This window comes from Micromonospora sp. NBRC 107095, assembly GCF_030269705.1.
GTDB lineage: Bacteria > Actinomycetota > Actinomycetes > Mycobacteriales > Micromonosporaceae > Micromonospora > Micromonospora parva.
This window is the reverse complement of the sequence record NZ_BSTU01000001.1, coordinates 400,547-416,944: the sequence shown is the minus strand read 5'-3', so window position 1 is coordinate 416,944 and position 16,398 is coordinate 400,547. Positions and strand designations below refer to the sequence as shown.

17 protein-coding genes and 1 tRNA gene are annotated in these 16,398 nt (G+C 69.3%); 12 read left to right on the top strand and 6 right to left on the bottom strand.

All coding sequences use genetic code 11. The features are described 5' to 3' along the window. Nucleotides 1-9 precede the first annotated feature (9 nt). The 7 genes from QSK15_RS02020 (at nucleotide 10) to QSK15_RS01990 (ending at nucleotide 5,914) form a co-directional block, all read left to right on the top strand. Nucleotides 10-570: a helix-turn-helix domain-containing protein gene (locus QSK15_RS02020; RefSeq protein ID WP_285792627.1), complete on the top strand. Its 561-nt coding sequence runs from the start codon at nucleotides 10-12 to the stop codon at nucleotides 568-570. Between the two features lie 115 nt (nucleotides 571-685). Further along, the gene (locus tag QSK15_RS02015) at nucleotides 686-1,405 is read left to right on the top strand and encodes a PP2C family protein-serine/threonine phosphatase (protein ID WP_030332349.1); all 720 of its coding nucleotides are present in this window, start codon (nucleotides 686-688) and stop codon (nucleotides 1,403-1,405) included. A 103-nt stretch (nucleotides 1,406-1,508) separates the two neighbouring features. Next, nucleotides 1,509-1,847, top strand: a complete 339-nt coding sequence (locus tag QSK15_RS02010) for a PadR family transcriptional regulator (protein WP_285792626.1) — start codon at nucleotides 1,509-1,511, stop codon at nucleotides 1,845-1,847. Then, nucleotides 1,844-2,689 carry an ABC transporter ATP-binding protein gene (locus QSK15_RS02005; RefSeq protein ID WP_285792625.1) on the top strand — a complete coding sequence of 282 codons (846 nt, stop codon included), beginning with the start codon at nucleotides 1,844-1,846 and terminating at the stop codon, nucleotides 2,687-2,689. The genes QSK15_RS02010 and QSK15_RS02005 overlap by 4 nt, the downstream gene beginning before the upstream one ends. Continuing rightward, nucleotides 2,686-3,378, top strand: coding sequence for a hypothetical protein (locus tag QSK15_RS02000; RefSeq protein ID WP_285792624.1), 693 nt, complete (start codon nucleotides 2,686-2,688; stop codon nucleotides 3,376-3,378). Before QSK15_RS02005 ends, QSK15_RS02000 begins: the two co-directional genes overlap by 4 nt. 83 nt (nucleotides 3,379-3,461) lie before the next feature. Next, nucleotides 3,462-4,637: a GNAT family N-acetyltransferase gene (locus tag QSK15_RS01995; RefSeq protein ID WP_285792623.1), complete on the top strand. Its 1,176-nt coding sequence runs from the start codon at nucleotides 3,462-3,464 to the stop codon at nucleotides 4,635-4,637. A 92-nt stretch (nucleotides 4,638-4,729) separates the two neighbouring features. Then, the gene (locus QSK15_RS01990) at nucleotides 4,730-5,914 is read left to right on the top strand and encodes a hypothetical protein (RefSeq protein WP_285794302.1); all 1,185 of its coding nucleotides are present in this window, start codon (nucleotides 4,730-4,732) and stop codon (nucleotides 5,912-5,914) included. Nucleotides 5,915-6,012: 98 nt separating this feature from the next. Here the strand turns inward: QSK15_RS01990 and QSK15_RS01985 are convergent, their stop codons facing one another. The 3 genes from QSK15_RS01985 to QSK15_RS01975 form a co-directional block, all read right to left on the bottom strand. Continuing rightward, nucleotides 6,013-7,095 carry an NAD-dependent epimerase/dehydratase family protein gene (locus QSK15_RS01985; protein WP_285792622.1) on the bottom strand — a complete coding sequence of 361 codons (1,083 nt, stop codon included), beginning with the start codon at nucleotides 7,093-7,095 and terminating at the stop codon, nucleotides 6,013-6,015. Nucleotides 7,096-7,292: 197 nt separating this feature from the next. Continuing rightward, nucleotides 7,293-8,342, bottom strand: a complete 1,050-nt coding sequence (locus QSK15_RS01980) for a GlsB/YeaQ/YmgE family stress response membrane protein (RefSeq protein WP_285792621.1) — start codon at nucleotides 8,340-8,342, stop codon at nucleotides 7,293-7,295. After that, complete coding sequence (locus tag QSK15_RS01975) at nucleotides 8,339-8,761, bottom strand: PadR family transcriptional regulator (RefSeq protein WP_285792620.1); 423 nt, start codon at nucleotides 8,759-8,761, stop codon at nucleotides 8,339-8,341. Before QSK15_RS01975 ends, QSK15_RS01980 begins: the two co-directional genes overlap by 4 nt. A gap of 156 nt (nucleotides 8,762-8,917) precedes the next feature. Here QSK15_RS01975 and QSK15_RS01970 point away from each other — a divergent pair. The 3 genes from QSK15_RS01970 (at nucleotide 8,918) to QSK15_RS01960 (ending at nucleotide 9,671) form a co-directional block, all read left to right on the top strand. After that, nucleotides 8,918-8,989 (top strand) — tRNA-Lys (locus tag QSK15_RS01970). A gap of 152 nt (nucleotides 8,990-9,141) precedes the next feature. Further along, the gene (locus QSK15_RS01965; RefSeq protein ID WP_285792619.1) at nucleotides 9,142-9,417 is read left to right on the top strand and encodes a type II toxin-antitoxin system Phd/YefM family antitoxin; all 276 of its coding nucleotides are present in this window, start codon (nucleotides 9,142-9,144) and stop codon (nucleotides 9,415-9,417) included. After that, the gene (locus QSK15_RS01960) at nucleotides 9,414-9,671 is read left to right on the top strand and encodes a Txe/YoeB family addiction module toxin (protein WP_285792618.1); all 258 of its coding nucleotides are present in this window, start codon (nucleotides 9,414-9,416) and stop codon (nucleotides 9,669-9,671) included. The genes QSK15_RS01965 and QSK15_RS01960 overlap by 4 nt, the downstream gene beginning before the upstream one ends. 434 nt (nucleotides 9,672-10,105) lie before the next feature. Here the strand turns inward: QSK15_RS01960 and QSK15_RS01955 are convergent, their stop codons facing one another. From QSK15_RS01955 to QSK15_RS01945, 3 genes are read right to left on the bottom strand one after another with little or no spacing between them, the layout of a single operon-like run. After that, nucleotides 10,106-10,786, bottom strand: coding sequence for a hypothetical protein (locus QSK15_RS01955; protein WP_285792617.1), 681 nt, complete (start codon nucleotides 10,784-10,786; stop codon nucleotides 10,106-10,108). Between the two features lie 16 nt (nucleotides 10,787-10,802). Next, a complete protein-coding gene (locus QSK15_RS01950; protein WP_285792616.1) occupies nucleotides 10,803-11,117 on the bottom strand; it encodes a hypothetical protein in 315 nt (104 codons plus the stop codon). A 29-nt stretch (nucleotides 11,118-11,146) separates the two neighbouring features. Continuing rightward, on the bottom strand, nucleotides 11,147-13,372 hold the full coding sequence (locus QSK15_RS01945; protein WP_285792615.1) for a glycoside hydrolase domain-containing protein: 2,226 nt from the start codon (nucleotides 13,370-13,372) through the stop codon (nucleotides 11,147-11,149). A gap of 361 nt (nucleotides 13,373-13,733) precedes the next feature. On the opposite strand from QSK15_RS01945, the gene QSK15_RS01940 reads away from it, so the two are divergent. Continuing rightward, complete coding sequence (locus tag QSK15_RS01940; protein WP_285792614.1) at nucleotides 13,734-14,504, top strand: IclR family transcriptional regulator; 771 nt, start codon at nucleotides 13,734-13,736, stop codon at nucleotides 14,502-14,504. Between the two features lie 454 nt (nucleotides 14,505-14,958). Then, nucleotides 14,959-16,389, top strand: a complete 1,431-nt coding sequence (locus QSK15_RS01935) for an extracellular solute-binding protein (protein WP_285792613.1) — start codon at nucleotides 14,959-14,961, stop codon at nucleotides 16,387-16,389. Nucleotides 16,390-16,398: the final 9 nt, after the last annotated feature.

Sequence of the window (16,398 nt, the reverse complement as noted above, 5' to 3'; positions counted from 1 at the left end):
GATAGCCGGGTGCCACACCCACCACCAGCCCCGCGTCCGGGCCTCGACGTGGATCCCGCCGCCGTCGGACGTCGGGTCCGTGCCCTGCGCGAGGAGCGGGGGATCTCACTGTCCACACTCGCCCGGCTCGCCGGTGTCGGAAAGGCCACCCTCTCGGGCCTGGAGAACGGCACCCGCAACCCCACCCTGGAGACGCTCTGGGCGGTCACCGCGCAGCTCGGCGTACCGTTCACCGCCCTGCTGGCCGAACCAACAGCCGAGCCCACCGTGCACGGCTCCGCCGTCACCGCCACCCTGCTGGAGGTGTTCACCGACACCGACGCGACCTACGAGCTGTACCGGATGCGGGTCGCGCCCGGCGTCACCCAGCTCTCCCCCGCCCACGCGTCCGGGGTCACCGAGCACGTCACCGTCTTCGCCGGGGTGCTGCGCGCCGGGCCGGCCGACGCACCGCTGACCGCCCCGGCCGGTGGTCACCTCCGCTGGGTGTCCGACGTGCCGCACAGCTACGCGGCGGTGGGTGACGAGGAGGTCGCCGCCAGCCTGCTCCTGCGCTACCCACGCCGCTGAGAGCCGGCCGACCGGTCACGCACCGTCGGGGCCGTCCACGAAAATCGCAATCATTTCTCGACCGAGGTAGGAGGCGTAGAGACGAATGCGGGTTGTTCTTGGCAAGCTTGACCCCATGACGCTGATCCTCCGCTCGGTCATCCTCAACGACATCGGCTTGGTGCGCACCAACAACGAGGACTCCGCCCTCGCCGGTGACCGCCTGATCGCCGTCGCCGACGGCATGGGCGGGCTGCCTGCGGGCGAGGTGGCGAGCGAGATCGTGATCCGGATCCTGGACGAACTGGCTCCGCCGACCGACCCCGACGGCGCCGCCGACGCCCTGCGTGCCGTGGTCAGCACCGCCAACCAGCGCATCCACGCCGCGATCACCGTCGACCCGAGCCGGGACGGCATGGGGACGACGCTCACCGCGGCGCTGCTGGCCGGGGAGACGCTGGTGCTGGCCCAGGTGGGCGACTCCCGCTGTTACCTGCTGCGCGACGGGGAGCTGACCCAGCTCACCCGGGACGACACGTTCGTGCAGGCGCTGGTCGATCAGGGCACCCTCTCGCCCGAGCAGGCCCGCCACCACCCACAGCGGTCCCTGGTGACCCGGGCCGTGCAGGGCGCCGACACCCCGCCCGCTGTCGGCGTGCTCACCGTGGTCCCCGGCGACCGGCTGCTGCTGTGCAGCGACGGGCTCTCCGACTACGTCGAGGACGAGGCCATCGCGGCGGCCCTGGGCATGTACGCCGACCGTCAGCAGTGCGGTGAGCAGTTGGTGAAGCTGGCCCACCATGCCGGCGCACCGGACAACGTCACGGTCGTGGTCTCGGACGTCGTCACCCGCTGACCCGTACGGCTCGCTCCGGCGGCCGGCTCCGGCCGGCCGTCCGGGTGCCGTCCGCGGCAGTAGGTGGTTGTGCCATCTAGCTTGCGTCGCTACTGTCCATCGAGTGGATTCCGACCGGCGCGGGCAGTGGCTGCGGGGGGTGCTCGACATCTGCGTCCTGGCCCTGCTGTCCGAAGGCGAGTCCTACGGCTACCAGCTCGCCCAGGCGCTCGACACGGCGGGCGTCGGGCCGATCCAGGGGGGCACGCTCTATCCCGTGCTGCTGCGCCTGCAGAAGACCGGCCTGGTGACCGCGCAGTGGCGGGAGGGCAGCGCCGGGCCGGCCCGCAAGTACTACCGGCTCACCGACGACGGGTACGCGGCGCTCCGCGCCGGCGGCAGCGCCTGGCTCACCTTCGTCCGGCCGGTGAACGACATCGTCACGAAGGGGGTCACCCGGTGAACGCCGACGATTGGCTGCGTACGCTCACGGCCGAGCTGCACCAGCGGCGGGTCGCGGCGGACGCCGCACGCCACGTGGTCGCCGAGGCCGCCACACACCTGCGCGAGGGAGGCGGCGACCCCTGGGTCGTCTTCGGCCCGCCCCAGCAGTACGCGGGCGCCGTCGTGGAGAGCATCGGCACCGCGCCCGGACCCCGCCCCGGGCCGGTCCGGCTGCACGCCGCCGGCATCACCAAGAGGTACGGACGGCGCAGTGTGCTGCGCGACGCCACACTGACCGTCCGGGCCGGACAGATCGCCGCCGTGATCGGCGCGAACGGCTGCGGCAAGAGCACCTTCCTCCGGATCTGCGCCGGGCTGATGTCACCGGACGCCGGTGAGGTCACCGTCTCCGGTCGACTCGGCTACTGCCCGCAGTCCGGCGGCACCGCCGACTTCCTGCTCGCCGACGAACACTTCGTGCTCATCGGCGCCGGTCAGGGCGTGGCCCGTGGCCCGGCCCGCCGCGCCGGTCGGGCGGCTGCCCGTCAGCTCGGTTGGGAGGCGGGCGGGGACGTGCAGGCCCGCCACCTGTCCGGCGGCACCCGGCAGAAGCTCAACCTGACCATGTCCACGCTCAGCGCGCCCGACGTACTGCTGCTCGACGAGCCGTACCAGGGCTTCGACCAGGGCACGTACGTCAACTTCTGGGACCAGCTCAGCAGGTTGCGCGACACCGGCACCGCCATCGTCGTGGTGACCCACCTGCTCAACCAACTCGACCGGGTGGACATCGTGCTCGACCTGACCCCGGCACGGGAGACCGGGTGGCACGCGCCCGGCATTCAGGGAGGTCGCCAGTGAACCGGCTCGTCACCGTCGCCGAGATGACACTGCGGGAGCTGCTGCGGCGTCGGGGCGTACTCCTGCTGTTGTTGTTGATGCCGTTGACCTTCTACCTGATCCGGCGGGACGCCTACCTCGGGCAGTCGGTTCGCTCGCTGCTGCTCGGCGTGGGCTGGGCGGTGAGCACCGCCGCGCTGTTCGCCACCACCGCGGCCCGCGAGCTGGAGCCGAGGCTGCGGCTGGCCGGCTACCGTCCACACCACCTCTATCTCGGACGGATGCTCGGCCTGTGGACGGTGGGGCTGGTCGTCTCCGTACCGTTCTTCCTGCTGCCGATGATCGACGGCGCGGACCTGCGGTACGGCGGCCTGGCGGCGGCGATGCTCTGTTCCGTCGCGGTGGCCGCGCCGTTCGGGATGTTGATCGGTGCGCTGCTGCCCCGCGAGTTGGAGGGCACGCTGCTGCTGCTCACCGTGGTGACGGTGCAGATGCTGATCGACCCGGCCGGGTCCGGCGCCAAGTTGACGCCGTTCTGGTCGAGTCGGGAGATCGCCACCTGGACTGTCGACAACACCGACCAGGGCTACCTCTCCCGGGGGTTGCTGCACGGGCTCGTCGTCACCGCCCTGCTGGCCCTGGGCGTGGCCGCGGTGGCCAGCGTCCGCCTGCGCCGCCGCCGGCACCTACGGCACCTGCCGGTCGGCTGACCGCCGGCCGTCGCGCGGATCGGGCCAATCCGGTTGCTGCGAACCGCGCGGCGGGTTGAGATGGGCGAATGACCATCCGCCGGGTGACCGACGACGACCGTCTCACCACCAGCTTCCCGCTGGCCGCGTACGCCTTCGAGTCCTCGCCGCTGAGTGCCGCCCGGACGGCCGAGTTCCGTGACTACCTGCCCTACAACCAGGGCAACCGGACGCTCATCGCCGAGGAGGACGGCACCACGTTGGCCGCCGTCTCGGCCATTCCGATGCGGCAGAACCTGCGCGGGGTGGTGCTGCCGATGGCCGGGGTCGCCGGGGTGGCGACCCATCCGTTGGCCCGCCGGCAGGGCCACGTCCGGACGTTGCTGCACCAGCTCCTCGACGAGATGCGCGACGAGGGTCATCCGCTCAGCGCGCTCTATCCGTTCCGGCCCAGCTTCTACGCCCGGTTCGGCTACGTCGGGCTGCCCAAGCCACGCCGGGTCACCTTCGCCCCGGCCAACCTGGGCCCGCTGCTCCGGGTGGACCTGCCCGGCGAGGTGAGCTGGGAACGCATCGCCGCCGGCTATCCGGCGTGGCGGGCGTTCACCGAACGCAACCTCCGGGAACGGCACGGCTTCGCGATCTTCCCGGACTACCGGGCGGTCGGAATGCGCGACCGTGACGAGTACTGGCTGCTCACCACCCGGGTGGCCGGGGAGGTCACCGGCGCGGTGACGTACCGGATCGACGAGCACGGTGGCACGATGCACGGCAACGAACTGCTGGTCACCGATCCGCTCGCGCGGGCGCTGCTGCTGCAGTTCTTCGCCCGGCACGTCGACCAGATCGAACGGGTCAGCGTCCAGGTTCCGCCCGACGAGTTGCCCGAACTGTGGCTGACCGACCTGGACGTGCACGTCGAGGCCCGTACGGCCGTACCGGGCGCGTCCGCGCCGATGGCCCGGCTGCTGTCGCTTGACGCGTTGCGCGGGCTGCCCGCCGGCCCGGGCCGGGTCCGGGTCGAGCTGACCGGGGACCGCTGGCTGGCCGGTACCCACCTGCTCGACGGCACCACCGGCGCGTTGGAGCTGGTCGACGACAGCACCGGCCGCGCGCCGACCGCCACGCTCACCGCCGCCGGGCTCTCCGCCCTCGCGTACGGGGTGCTGGACCCGGCCGAGCTGCCGTTACGCGGTCTGGGTGAGGTGCCGGGGGATGCCGCGGTGGAGCTGCGCGGCCTGTTCCCCCGCCGGGTGCCGTACCTCTTCGCCGACTTCTGAGCCCTGCTCGGGATGGCGTCTTAGCAGTGCATTAAACCGGCTCGGCGGATTCGTCACGGCGCGGTCGCGGCTCCTAGCATCACCTGGTGCGCATGACGTCGCTTGCCGCTCTCCTCGTTCTCGGTGTCGCCACCGCGACCCTGCCCGGCTGTGCGCCCGACGACCCGGCCCCCGCCTTCGAGGCCGGCTCGGCCGTGTCGCCGACCGCGTCGCCGACCGGGGGTCAGAGCGCGGCGCCGCAGGCCCGGGACGGCCTCGGTGGCCCCGGGGCCAGCGCGAGCCCGAAGCCCGCCAACAAGGTGCTCACGGCCGGCAACCCGAACGGCAGGGCCACCGTGCCGGCCGAGGCCCGGGCGGTGGACACCTCGAAGCCGACCCGGACCATCGGCACCGGCACCGCGGCGAGCTGCACCTCGGCGGCGGTGGTGAAGGCGGTGGCGGCCGGCGGTGTCATCACGTTCAACTGTGGACCGGCCCCGGTGACCATCAAGATGACCGCCACCGCGAAGGTCCGCAACGCCAACGGGCCGAAGGTCGTGCTGGACGGCGGCGGCACTGTCACGTTGAGCGGCCAGGGGCAGCGCCGGATCCTCTACATGAACACCTGCGACCAGGCCCAGGGCTTCACCACCTCGCACTGCCAGAACCAGGACCACCCGCAGCTCACCGTGCAGAACCTCACCTTTGCCGACGGCAACTCCACGGGCGAGAGGGCCGAGGGCGGCGGCGGTGGGGCGATCTTCGTACGCGGTGGGCGGCTGAAGGTGGTCAACTCGCGCTTCGTCCGCAACCGCTGCGACCGTACCGGCCCGGATCTGGGTGGCGCGGCCGTGCGGGTGCTGAGCCAGTACGAGAACAAGCCGGTGTACGTGGTGGGCAGCACCTTCGACGGCGGTTCCTGCTCCAACGGAGGGGCGCTGAGCAGCATCGGCGTGTCGTGGGTGGTGCTGAACAGTCTGCTGAGGAACAACGAGGCGATCGGCAACGGCGCCAACCCGGCGAAGTCCGGGACGCCCGGCGGCGGCAGCGGCGGCGCGATCTACTGCGACGGCAACGAGTTCACCGTACGGATCGCCGGCACCATCATCGAGAACAACAAGGCCAACGAGGGCGGCGGCGCGGTCTTCTTCGTGAGCAACAACCGCACCGGCACGATGCGGATCGAAAACTCGACGTTGCGCCGCAACCCCAGCGCCACGTTCGAGACCCGCGGCTTCCCCGGCATCTTCTTCCTGGGCGCCCGCAACCCCACGGTGACAGCCTCCAAGCTCTCCTGACCCGAACCCGGCTTCCCCGCGCCTGCACCGGTGATCGAGAGGTTTTGGTCACCGGGGCGGCGTTTGTTGACTGAAACCTCCTGATCACCGAGCTGGGGTCAGTAGGGGTTTCCCTGGCCTGGGGGGCGGGCGTGCAGGAGGGCGGCGGGGCGGCCGGGCAGGTCCCGGGCGCCGGACATCGGTGGGCTCCCCGTGTGGTCGCCGTCGGCCATGCCGGCGAAGAGTTCCCTGAGCGCCGTCAGCGCACTGACCTTGGGCTGCCAACCCAGCTCGGTCTCCGCGCGCTCGCTGGACATCAGCGGGGCGTTCAGACCCAGCTCCACCCAGCCCGCGTCGACCGGTTGCAGCCGCGCCCGCCAGGTCAGCGCGGCCGCCGCCCGCAACACCGGCGCGGCGACCGGCACCGTCCAACCGTGGAAGTGCCGGGCCACCAGCTCCGGAGTGAGCACCGGGTCCGCGGCGACGTTGAAGGCGCCGCGCGCATCACCCAACACCGCCCGGGTGTACGCGTCGGCCACGTCGTCGGCGTGCACCGCCTGCATCCGCAACCGACGGTTCGTCGGCACCAGCGGGATCCGGCCGAAGCGCAACAGCCGCACCGGCGCCAGCGGGCCGAGGAAGTAACGCGTGATCTCCGCACCGGCCGCCCGCTGGAAGATCAACCCAGGTCGCAGGCGCACCACCCGCAGCGTCGGGTGATCGCGCTCGACCTCGTCCAGCAGCGCCTCCACCTCGGCCTTGTGCTCGCTGTACGACGAGCCGGGCACGCCGGTCGCCGGCCACCGCTCACTGATCGGGTGGTCCTTCGGGCCGGGCGCGTAGGTGCCGACCGACGAGGCGTACACCAGGGCCGGCACGCGCGCCCCGACCACCGCGTTGATCACCGCCCGGCTGCCCTCGACGTTGGTCCGGCGCAGCACCCGCTGGTCGTGGCTGGGCTGGATCTGCCAGGCCAGGTGCACCACCGCGTCCGCACCCGCGAACACCTCGGCGAGCTGCCCGGTCGCGCCCGGCGCGCCGATGTCGCAGGAGTGCCACTCCACCTGATCGTACGGCTCACCGGCGTCCGGGCCGGGCAACCGTCGTACGACCCCGGCCAGCTCCACGCCCCGCTCCCGGCGCAGCCGACGCAGCACCGCCGTACCGACGTTGCCACTGGCCCCCACCACCACGATCCGCATGCCCGACCCCGTACCCGCCCAGCCGCAGCTCAACCACCCACCCGCAGCGCCCCTCGCAGCGCACGGCCCTCGCCCCACGCTCTTGATCGACTCGGCTTCCTGAAAGTCGGGGCATCACTGCGCGCAGAACACCCCGACTTCCTGAAACCCGAGTCGATCAAGGGCGAGGCCAGCGTCGCAGCGCCGATCCGACGGCGTCAGGTCCCGGTCGTTGCCGTCGAACGGTGTCCGCAGGTCGGGCAGGCCTTGTCGAGCACCTGTCGACGTACGGTCTGGTGGCGTGCGGCCTGGCCGGCGATGGCCGCTACCAGCAACGCCGTACCGACAAGAAGGATCGTCCCGGTTGTGGTGGCGTAGGCCGCCGCCCCCGGTCCGCCTCCCCGGCTGCCCCAGATCCCTTGGCTGAGCTGGTCGGCGCCGAACAGGCCGGCCGGGGTGGCGAGCAGCAGGGCCGCCCAGAGGCCGGCATCGTCGGCTCGCAGGGCGCGACCGATCCCGACGAGCAGGACCAGCGCGAACATCAACCCCCCGGCCATCGCCAGCAACTCGGGCGTCGAGCCGTACGACGTGAACATGTTGCCGCCGTTCTCGGCGGCGCTGAATGCCACGGACGCGGCCGCCACAGCGCCAGCCGTGAGCGGCGGCAGGCTACGCGCGGCCCAGCCGGGACGGGCGGGTAGCGCGAGCGTGGCCAGGCCGAGCGCGACGGCGGGGATCAGCACGAACATCGGCGGTCGGGGTTGTCCGGCGAGGGCGGCCACGGGCGGCACGACGATGGTCAGCAGGAGACAGCAGGCTGCGGCGGTTCGGGTCCAGGCTCCGGGCAGCACCGTGGCGGTGAGGCCGACGAGCAGCCAGCCCAGCCAGATAACGGCGCCGAGGGTCTGGAACGGGCCGACCGGGTCCAGCCCGGCGAAGCGGGGATCTTCGAACTCGACCTGCAGGAGGAAGAACGCGGCGACCGCGGCGAGGGTGCTCAGCGCGGCGGTCGCGGCCAGCGGGAGGGCGTCCGCCAGCCCAAGTGCGCCGTACCCCCGTAGTCGCTCCCGAATTCCGGCGCCGAGCAGGTCGAGGGCGTCGTGTGGGGACGGCCAGCGCCGCCCCGGTTCGACGGTGTCGAGGTACGTCCCGACGATCTCGTCGCCCCGCTCGGCCTGGTAGTCGCCCGGGTAGGCCCACAGCAGTCGCCGGTAGCGCGACTCCAGCGGCGACCCGGCCTGTTCCGGGGCGGGGTTGGGCTGGTTCATGCCAGGCCTCCGGTCGGTCGAAGGATGGGGCGGGCGGCCGTTCCGGGGACGGTGAGAGGGCCGCGTGCGGTGCCGTCGGCGGCGCGGGTGCCCGCAGGTCGAACAGCCAACCGTTGGGTGGCGGCCTCGACGTTGCGGCGCAGTCGTTCGGTCTCGGCGGTGAGCACCGACCGGCCATCGTCGGTGAGCCGGTAGTAGCGGCGCAGCCGTCCCTCGACGACCTCCTCGCGGTCCCGCTCGACCAGCCCTTCGTCGGTGAGGCGGTCGAGTGCGCCGTAGAGGGTGCCGGGCCGCAGTGCCAACCGCCCACCGGAGAGGGCCGCGACGTCGCTGATGATGCCGTAACCGTGCATGGATTCCCGCGCGAGGGCGGTGAGGATCAGGAAGGTGGGTTCCCGCAGTGGAGTGGGTGTGGCCATGGCCTCAATATATCGGTGATGAAGCTATATCGGTGACAAACTCGTGCAGAAGTTCCTTCCCACGCCGACGGCGTCCCGGGCTTAGATCAACATCGCTGGACCAGAGCGGGGGCGGACATCAGCCGGGGCGAAGACGTTCGGGTAACCTGAGCGCGCGGGCCGCTAGCTCAATGGCAGAGCTGTGGACTTTTAATCCATAGGTTCAGGGTTCGAGTCCCTGGCGGCCCACTCTCTTGCAGCTCCGCGGCCCTTCGGGGGCCTCTCGCTTGTTGTGCGTGGCCCGTACCGCAAGCGAAGTACAGCAGCAGCCGGCGGCGCACGTGCGTGTCGCCATAGACCCACCTGAGGTACAGTTTTCTGTACTTGCGATGGAGGTGGTCATGCGTACCGTGAACTTCACCCAGCTGCGGCAGAACCTGGCCGCCGAACTCGACAGCGTCATCAACGACGCGGAGGAAGTGGTGGTGACCCGGTCCGGCCACGAGCCCGTGGTGATCGTGCCGCTTGCCGAGTACGAGTCGATGAAGGAGACCGAGTACCTTCTCCGCAACCCGAGCAACGCCGCCGCGCTGCGCAGGTCGATGGCGGAGCTTGAAAAGGGCGATGCGGCCGAGCGGGACCTGATCGACCCGGCCACCGTCCGGGACGTCGCGTGAGGCTGGTCTTCACCGCGACGGCGTGGAATCAGTACCTCAGCCACACGGACCGAAAGCTGGTCAAGCGCATCAACGATCTCATCGCTGACGTGATGCGCAACGAATACGAGGGCATCGGCAAGCCGGAGCCCCTTCGGGGAGACCTGTCCGGCTTCTGGTCCCGCCGGATCGATCGCGAACACCGGCTGGTGTATCGGATCACCAAGAACGACGTCGAGATCATCGCCTGCCGGTACCACTACGGCGACCGGTAGCGGACCGGACCGGGACAAGCTTGACGATCTCGCGCAGCCAGTATCCCGCGTACTCTCCCACCGTCGAGGAGCGGGTCGCCACAGGGCCAGAGTCGGTCCTCCGAAGCCACTTCACGTTGGTGCACTCGGGCCTCGCGGGTCGCCTCAGCCTGCGCGTCCAAGGCGCGCACGCTTGAGGCTTCTTGGCGGCGGATGGCAAATACCGCCACGGCAACGGCCGCGAAGCTGGAGGCCAATCCCCCTATCGCCTGCATCCACTCCAGCACGACATCTCCTCTGCAAGCCGGTGAGCTGGACAGGACGAACACCAGCGCACACGACTATGACAGGGGCCATCCACTACCTGCTGCCCACGAATGAGCGAGCCCGCCGGCCGACGGGCTCAGCCTGAAGGCAGAAGGCAGAAGGAGCGACCGCACGGGTTGAAGCTCAAGCTAGCGGCGTTGCCGTTGGGCCAGGTTGGCCGCGCGGGCGCGGCGGGAGCGGGACAGCACGTCCACACCGATGCCCGCGCCTTCGCTGGGCGACGTCTCCCAGCCGCGGAGCTTGTCGCCGATCACCTTTACCCGCTCGTCGAGAGGGCCGACCGCGATGTAGAACAGCGACTCGTCCACCTCACGGTCGTCGCCGCCCCACCGCACCAGGCCTTCGCAGTCGGCGAGGACGTCCCGCAACACCAACTCCTGCAAGGGGAAGAAGCCGCCCTTGGCACGGGCGCCGGGCCGGATCCGTACGGCAGTGCCGGAGGCCAGATTGGACTCGGGGCTGCGCTTGCGGACCTTCTCGGCCGGGGTCCAGCCGACCAGGTCATTCGGCCGGATCTCCTCGATCTCGTAGTGGAATCGGCGGATCGTGTGGAGCAGGATCGCCTCGACGTCCCCGATCCACACCGGCACGCTCAGCCCTGTGCCGGCCACCCGCCGGGTCCACACCTGCGAATCGGAATCCGCATTGGCCTGGATGGTCCATCCGTTCTGCGAGGTCGCCGGCCGCTTCGGCTTGCGGACCTCACGGGCCGACGCGGGGGCGGCGGGCAGAACGGAACTGGCGGCAGCGGCCGCGCCCGCGACGGCGGCGGTTCGGAGAACGGTTCGCCGAGTCAACCGGTGATTCATGATGTCGCCTTCCGGGTCATCGAAGCAGAATGAGGCAGAACGGCACCAGGGACGCGGCCACACAGGCGGGCCAGTAGCGGGATCCCGAGACGGCCACTCGGGGGCGGGCCCACACGTTGACCAGGCCCCAGATCGAGGCGAACCCGCCGAACGCCACGGCGGCCAGGAGCCACCAGATCAGCATCCCGTCGTTCTCGGTCGGTTCCGGCCGCGTCCATCCGAGGGCGGCCAGGGGCCCGTTGGACAGCGCGTACCAGATCAGGAAGAACGGCACGACGGCCAGGATCCCCAGGAGAAGGTTCACGCCGACCGCTACAAGGAGTCTTCGCATGTGCCTGATTCTTCGTCACCGATCTCCCGCTACGCGCCACGGGAGAGCCTGTTGTAATTCTCGAGGACGTTGTACAGGCCGGTCAGCTCGCGTCCGTACTGCTCGATCTTGTCTTTGTTGCTCTCGGTCTTGTCACCGTTGTAGCGCTCCAGGATGAGCTGGATGTCGGCCATACTCGTGGTGAGCGACGGGCGGGCGACCCCGACCTGGTGGGCGTTGTAGATCGTCAGGTAAGCCGCGGTCGCGATGTTGTAGTGCGGGTCCTGGAGGCGATCCCACACCGCGCGCCGATCGGTGCTCAGAGTCAGCGGCGTGCCGTTGATGATGCCCTGTTGGATGCAGTAGTTACGGGCCTCGATGGCCACCCAGGCGAAGATCTGCCCGTAGCCGGTGGAGGAGTCGTCCCGCAGCCCACTGCGCACGAGGTCGTCGGTCATCGGATCGGTCGGATTCAGCTTGCGCAGCTCCCACAGCACCGGTGCCTGGATGAGCGCCTTGCGCAGCTTCAAGGTCCGGGCCAGGTTCGTGAAGAGCCAGTCGCCCTCCATGACCCGCTCGAACGCATTGGTCGTGGAGATCACGTTCCAGGTGACCCAGTCGCCGTCGAGCGTCCAGCCCTCGCCACCGGTCTCCGGGACGCCGATCGACGTCAGGTAGGTCTGGACGTCCCTGAGCAGTGCCGTCTTGTATCGCCCCTTGTCGAGGTCCACATCGAGATCGTCGGTGTTGGGCCGCGGCGGGTCGAAGTCGCCCTGCGCGGTGTCGCGACCCGAGGCGATGTTGTTGTCGATCTCGATCCGGCCGCTGCCGGAGCCGATCGTCGTGGTGACGATCTGGTCGTACGCCCAGTTGGTCGGCAGCGGGTACCCGAGATTGCCCGAGAACCCGGACGACATGTCGGACACGAACGAGGTGACCGCGTAACCCGCGTCGGAGACCCGCTGACAGACGTTGCGGGGACCGTAGATGCCCACGTGATAGCCGGAGAGCTCGGTGACGGTGCCGTGTACGCCCCGGAAGTACGGCAGGATGTAGGTGGTGACCTCGGCATCCATTGCGTCGTAGTCGACCGCGAAATAGATGGTCGATCCCGCCTTGAAGCCGTGGATCCGGGCCCATTCGATGGCGTTGGAGGCGTCGACGCAGCCGCTGGCGTAACTGAAGTTGGTCGCGTCCCGGCCCCAGGTCTGGTAGATCGGGAAACACCGCAGCCCATACTCTTTGATCGTGGCGAGCTCGCCGGGCTGGATCGCCTTTTCCGGCAGGTCCGTCGAGGACGGGTTGTAGAGGTACCGGCCAATGTATTTGTACCCCGCCGCTTTCAGCGCCACTGCGCGATCCGGCGTGATCTTCGTGACGCCATCGCAGGCCTCGCCCTTACGGGTCTGGTCGCCGTGTGAGACCAGCAGCGACGCCCACGTCTGGAAGTCCCCAGTCCCGGTCACGGGCAGTTTCGCGAATGACTGGAACTCGCGCACGGCAGCCTGCACCTCGGAGGTGAAGGCGCCGAACGCTACGGACCTCTTGTTGAGCAGCATCGCCGCGGTGAAGATCTCGGCCCAGGTGCCGGCCGTGCCGACCGACACCGGATGGGATCTCAGACCGGCCTGCGTGCCCGGTCCGAACACACCGTTCGCCGTGCCGTCGGCCATGCCCAGCTCGTACTGGATCGCCAGCAACATCGACTTCGCGACATCACGGGAGTGGTGACCGTCGCACGGAATGACGAAGTAATCCTGGCGTTTGACGTACCGGCCGTTCAGCCACTGCTGGACGGAACGAATCTGGTTCGACCCGTTGTTGACGGTGACATAGGCGTCCATGTTGAGAAGCGCCTTGACCACCTTGGGCTCGAGGGATCCACCCGGGTAGGCATAGGCGAGTCCCATGTCCTGCTTCAGCCGGATGACCGACTCCTGGACCCGGGCGCTGTAGATGCCGTCGATGCCGCCGCCGTCATAGCCCTTGCAGTACAGGGCCGACTGGAGGATGCAACCGAAGATCCACGACGGAACGGTGGTCGCATTCAGGCTCGGATACTTGCTCTGCAGCGTCGCCAGCGTGGTGGGACCGAAGGTGTCCGACAAAGAGGTGATGCCGATCTCGTACTGCAGCGCCCGGGTCAGTGCGTACATCACGGGCCATCCGGTGCGGCCGTTCTCCTCCAGCTTGGAAATGCCGAGCGTCGCGCCGTTGCTGTACGTGCTGTTGATGAAGCGTTGTGCCCGAAGGACCATCTCGTCAACGTCTGCCATCTGCATCCTTCTTCGAGGGGTGGCGACAGCGTCGGCCCTGATGGAGCCCGGCTTGAATCGAGCAAGTTCGCTGCCGCGATTGGGACTCTACAAGGGACGGAGACTCCGCGTGGTCCCGCCAATCGAGCGCGGCCACGGGTGTGGGGTGGGTGGAAAGCCCTCGCTTCGCAGATGCCAACCCTCTGCAGGTCGACGTTTGCCCACGCCAAGTGGGCTGACACGGCGACGTACCGCGTCGACCCGCCCTCATCGGCGTCGAGTCTGGCACCTGGCGCTACGGGCCGACGTCGATATCCTCTTCAGGTGCCGGCCCGTGTGGAGATCGTTGACATGGGCTCGGCACTGCGAAGGGACTATCGACATGCCCCGTGTGGTACCGGCGGTCAACCGCGCACTCAACGTCCTCGAGCTGTTCCTGGACTGCCCGCAACTGTCGGCGCGCCAGGTGATGGAGCGGCTCGACCTGCCCCGCACCACCGTCCACGAGCTGCTCGTGACGCTTGAGGCTCGTTCGTACCTGATCTCCGTACCGGGTCAGCCGGTGCAGTATCGGCTCGGCATGCCGCTGTTTCAGCTCGGCGCGGCGTTCGCGGGTCGGCTTGATCTGGTCCGTGAGGCGCAGTGTGTGGTGCGGGACGTGGCCACCGCGTGCCACGAGGCGGTCCACGTGGCGGTGCTCGACGGCCCCGATGTCGTTTATCTCGTGAAGTTCGACAGCACGCACCCGGTCCGGATGGTCTCCGGGGTGGGGCGGCGGCTGCCGGCGCACTGTACGGCGGTCGGCAAGGTGCTGCTGTCGAGCCTCGATGAGGAGAGCCTGGACGCTGTCCTGACGAAGGGCGAGCTGCCGGGCATGACGCCGGACAGCATCACCGACCCGGACCGGCTCCGTGAGCATCTCGATCGGGTCCGCGCGGAGAGCGTCGCTGTGGACATCGGTGAGTCTGACAGCGCCATGCGCTGCGTCGCCGCGGCGATCCGGGACCATTCCGGTGCCACCATCGCCGCGATGAGCCTGTCCGCACCGATCATCCGCTGGACACCGCAGGCACACGTGGAGTGGACGGGGCTGATTCGTGAGGGCGCGGCCGCGCTGTCGGCGCGCATGGGCTACCGGGCCCAGGCGCGGTAGTCGGCCTCCCGTTTTCGGTTCGAAATCACATCGAAACATTGACAGCCATCTTGGCGCTGCTCTAGCGTCGCGACCACTCGATCCGGTATCTCGAACTCAGTTCGAAATCTCGAACGGTGGTGGTCGCGTGGCCCGACCGAACTGCAACGTCAGCGCAGCTTTCTCGGCCCGGTCGCCGATCGCCTCACCCTCGTCGCGCTACCCGACGAGCGGCGCGCGGAGTCTCTCGCGTGGCTCGCTCGGATGCCACGACGACGCATGCGTCAGCGGACTCCCGACGGGGAGCGGCGGCAGGGCAACACCCGCCGCCGCAACCCCACCAACTTCGACAACGGGTACGCGAGCGCACTGATCGATGCGGGCGACGCGTCCGTGGTCGCCGTCATAGGCACACCTGGAGCACAGGCACGCCTTCGGCGTGCGGTGGTGCGGGGAGACAGAGGAGGCGAATTCCATGAACGACAACCTGGCGTGGTCCCGGCGTGGCTTTCTGGGGATGGGGGTGGGGGTGCTCGGCGCGGCTGGTCTGGCCGCGTGTGGGGGCAGCTCCGAGTCGCCCAGCAGGGTGCAGCCGGACGTTCCGCAGGAACTGATCGACGCTGCGGCGTCGATGAAGGGTTCCTCGATGGGGATGCTGTCGCAGAAGCTGTACTCGACGGCGGCGAACGAAGCGCTCGACAGCTCGATCAAGAAGTTCGCCGACACCACCGGGACGAAGATCGAGAACAGCCTCGTCCAGGCCGACGCCGGTGACGTGGTCGCCAAGATCGACGCCGAGGTCAAGGGCGGGGTGGCGCGTGACCTGGCGTTCATGACCGACTCGCGGTTCGTCGCGCAGTTCCACGCGCTGGGCGACCTGGAGGACGTGACGGACGTCGTCACGGCGTTGACCGCCAAGTACGGCGAACCCTGCGCCGAGGCCAAGAACTTCTGCGTCTTCGACGGCAAGTGGTTCGCGATCCCGTACCACTTCATCGGGATCGGGTCGTTCCTGCGCAAGGACTGGATGCAGGACAAGGGCATCACCCCGAAGGACATCTACAGCTGGGAGGAGCTGCGGGATCTGTGCCTGGAGATCTCCGATCCGGCCAAACGCCGCTTTGGCTGGGGCATGACGGTCAACCGCTCCGGTGACGGCAACGGCATGATCGAGGCGCTGATCAACGCCTACGGCGGGTCGATCGCCACCAACGACGGCCGGAAGGTCACCTTCAACTCCCCCGAGACGGTGCAGGCGGTGACCTTCCTCGGCGACATCTACACCAACCCCAAGTACAAGCCGATGCTGCCGCCGGGGATCGCCAGCTGGACCGACACCAGCAACAACGAGAACTGGCTGGCCGGGATCCTCGGTTACACCCGCAACCAGTTCAGCGTCTACGCGGACTCCAGGACCAAGAAGAACCCGGTGCACGCGAACACCCACGTGTTCTCCGACTGCATCGGCCCGGCGACCGACAATCCGCTGCTGCTCGGCCAGTCGCAGGGCTTCGTCGTCTTCAAGGGTGCCAAGAACCCGGCGCTCGCCAAGCTCCTGGCGCAGTACCTGGTCAGCGCGCCCGCGCTGCTCGGGGTGGCGAAGGAAGCACCCGGCCTGGTGATGCCCGCCTGGGAGAAGGTCTGGGATGCCGACCCGTTCTTCACCAGCGGCGACCCGGCGTTCCCCATGCTGCGCAAGATCACTCAGTTGAAGCTGCCGCTGAACACGAAGAACGGCCTGGCCTTCCCGCAGAAGGCCAGCGCGGGCCAGCAGGCGGTGGGGTCGGCCTACGTCCTGACCGACATGATGCAGCAGGTCGTGCAGGGAACATCGCCGGCGCAGGCCGTGACGGCCGCCCACGCGAAGATGGTGCAGATCTTCAACCAGCAGGGGCTGCCGCAGTGAGCTCGGTCC

Excerpts from the sequence above, each read along its gene's own strand:
- QSK15_RS01980 (WP_285792621.1), bottom strand. The coding sequence starts at position 8,342 with ATGAACCAGCCCAACCCCGCCCCGGAACAGGCCGGGTCGCCGCTGGAG.
- QSK15_RS01950 (WP_285792616.1), bottom strand. The coding sequence starts at position 11,117 with ATGCGAAGACTCCTTGTAGCGGTCGGCGTGAACCTTCTCCTGGGGATC.
- QSK15_RS01990 (WP_285794302.1), top strand. The coding sequence starts at position 4,730 with ATGACGTCGCTTGCCGCTCTCCTCGTTCTCGGTGTCGCCACCGCGACC.
- QSK15_RS01935 (WP_285792613.1), top strand. The coding sequence starts at position 14,959 with ATGAACGACAACCTGGCGTGGTCCCGGCGTGGCTTTCTGGGGATGGGG.
- QSK15_RS01975 (WP_285792620.1), bottom strand. The coding sequence starts at position 8,761 with ATGGCCACACCCACTCCACTGCGGGAACCCACCTTCCTGATCCTCACC.
- QSK15_RS01945 (WP_285792615.1), bottom strand. The coding sequence starts at position 13,372 with ATGGCAGACGTTGACGAGATGGTCCTTCGGGCACAACGCTTCATCAAC.
- QSK15_RS01985 (WP_285792622.1), bottom strand. The coding sequence starts at position 7,095 with ATGCGGATCGTGGTGGTGGGGGCCAGTGGCAACGTCGGTACGGCGGTG.
- QSK15_RS01965 (WP_285792619.1), top strand. The coding sequence starts at position 9,142 with ATGCGTACCGTGAACTTCACCCAGCTGCGGCAGAACCTGGCCGCCGAA.
- QSK15_RS01955 (WP_285792617.1), bottom strand. The coding sequence starts at position 10,786 with ATGAATCACCGGTTGACTCGGCGAACCGTTCTCCGAACCGCCGCCGTC.
- QSK15_RS02015 (WP_030332349.1), top strand. The coding sequence starts at position 686 with ATGACGCTGATCCTCCGCTCGGTCATCCTCAACGACATCGGCTTGGTG.
- QSK15_RS01940 (WP_285792614.1), top strand. The coding sequence starts at position 13,734 with ATGCCCCGTGTGGTACCGGCGGTCAACCGCGCACTCAACGTCCTCGAG.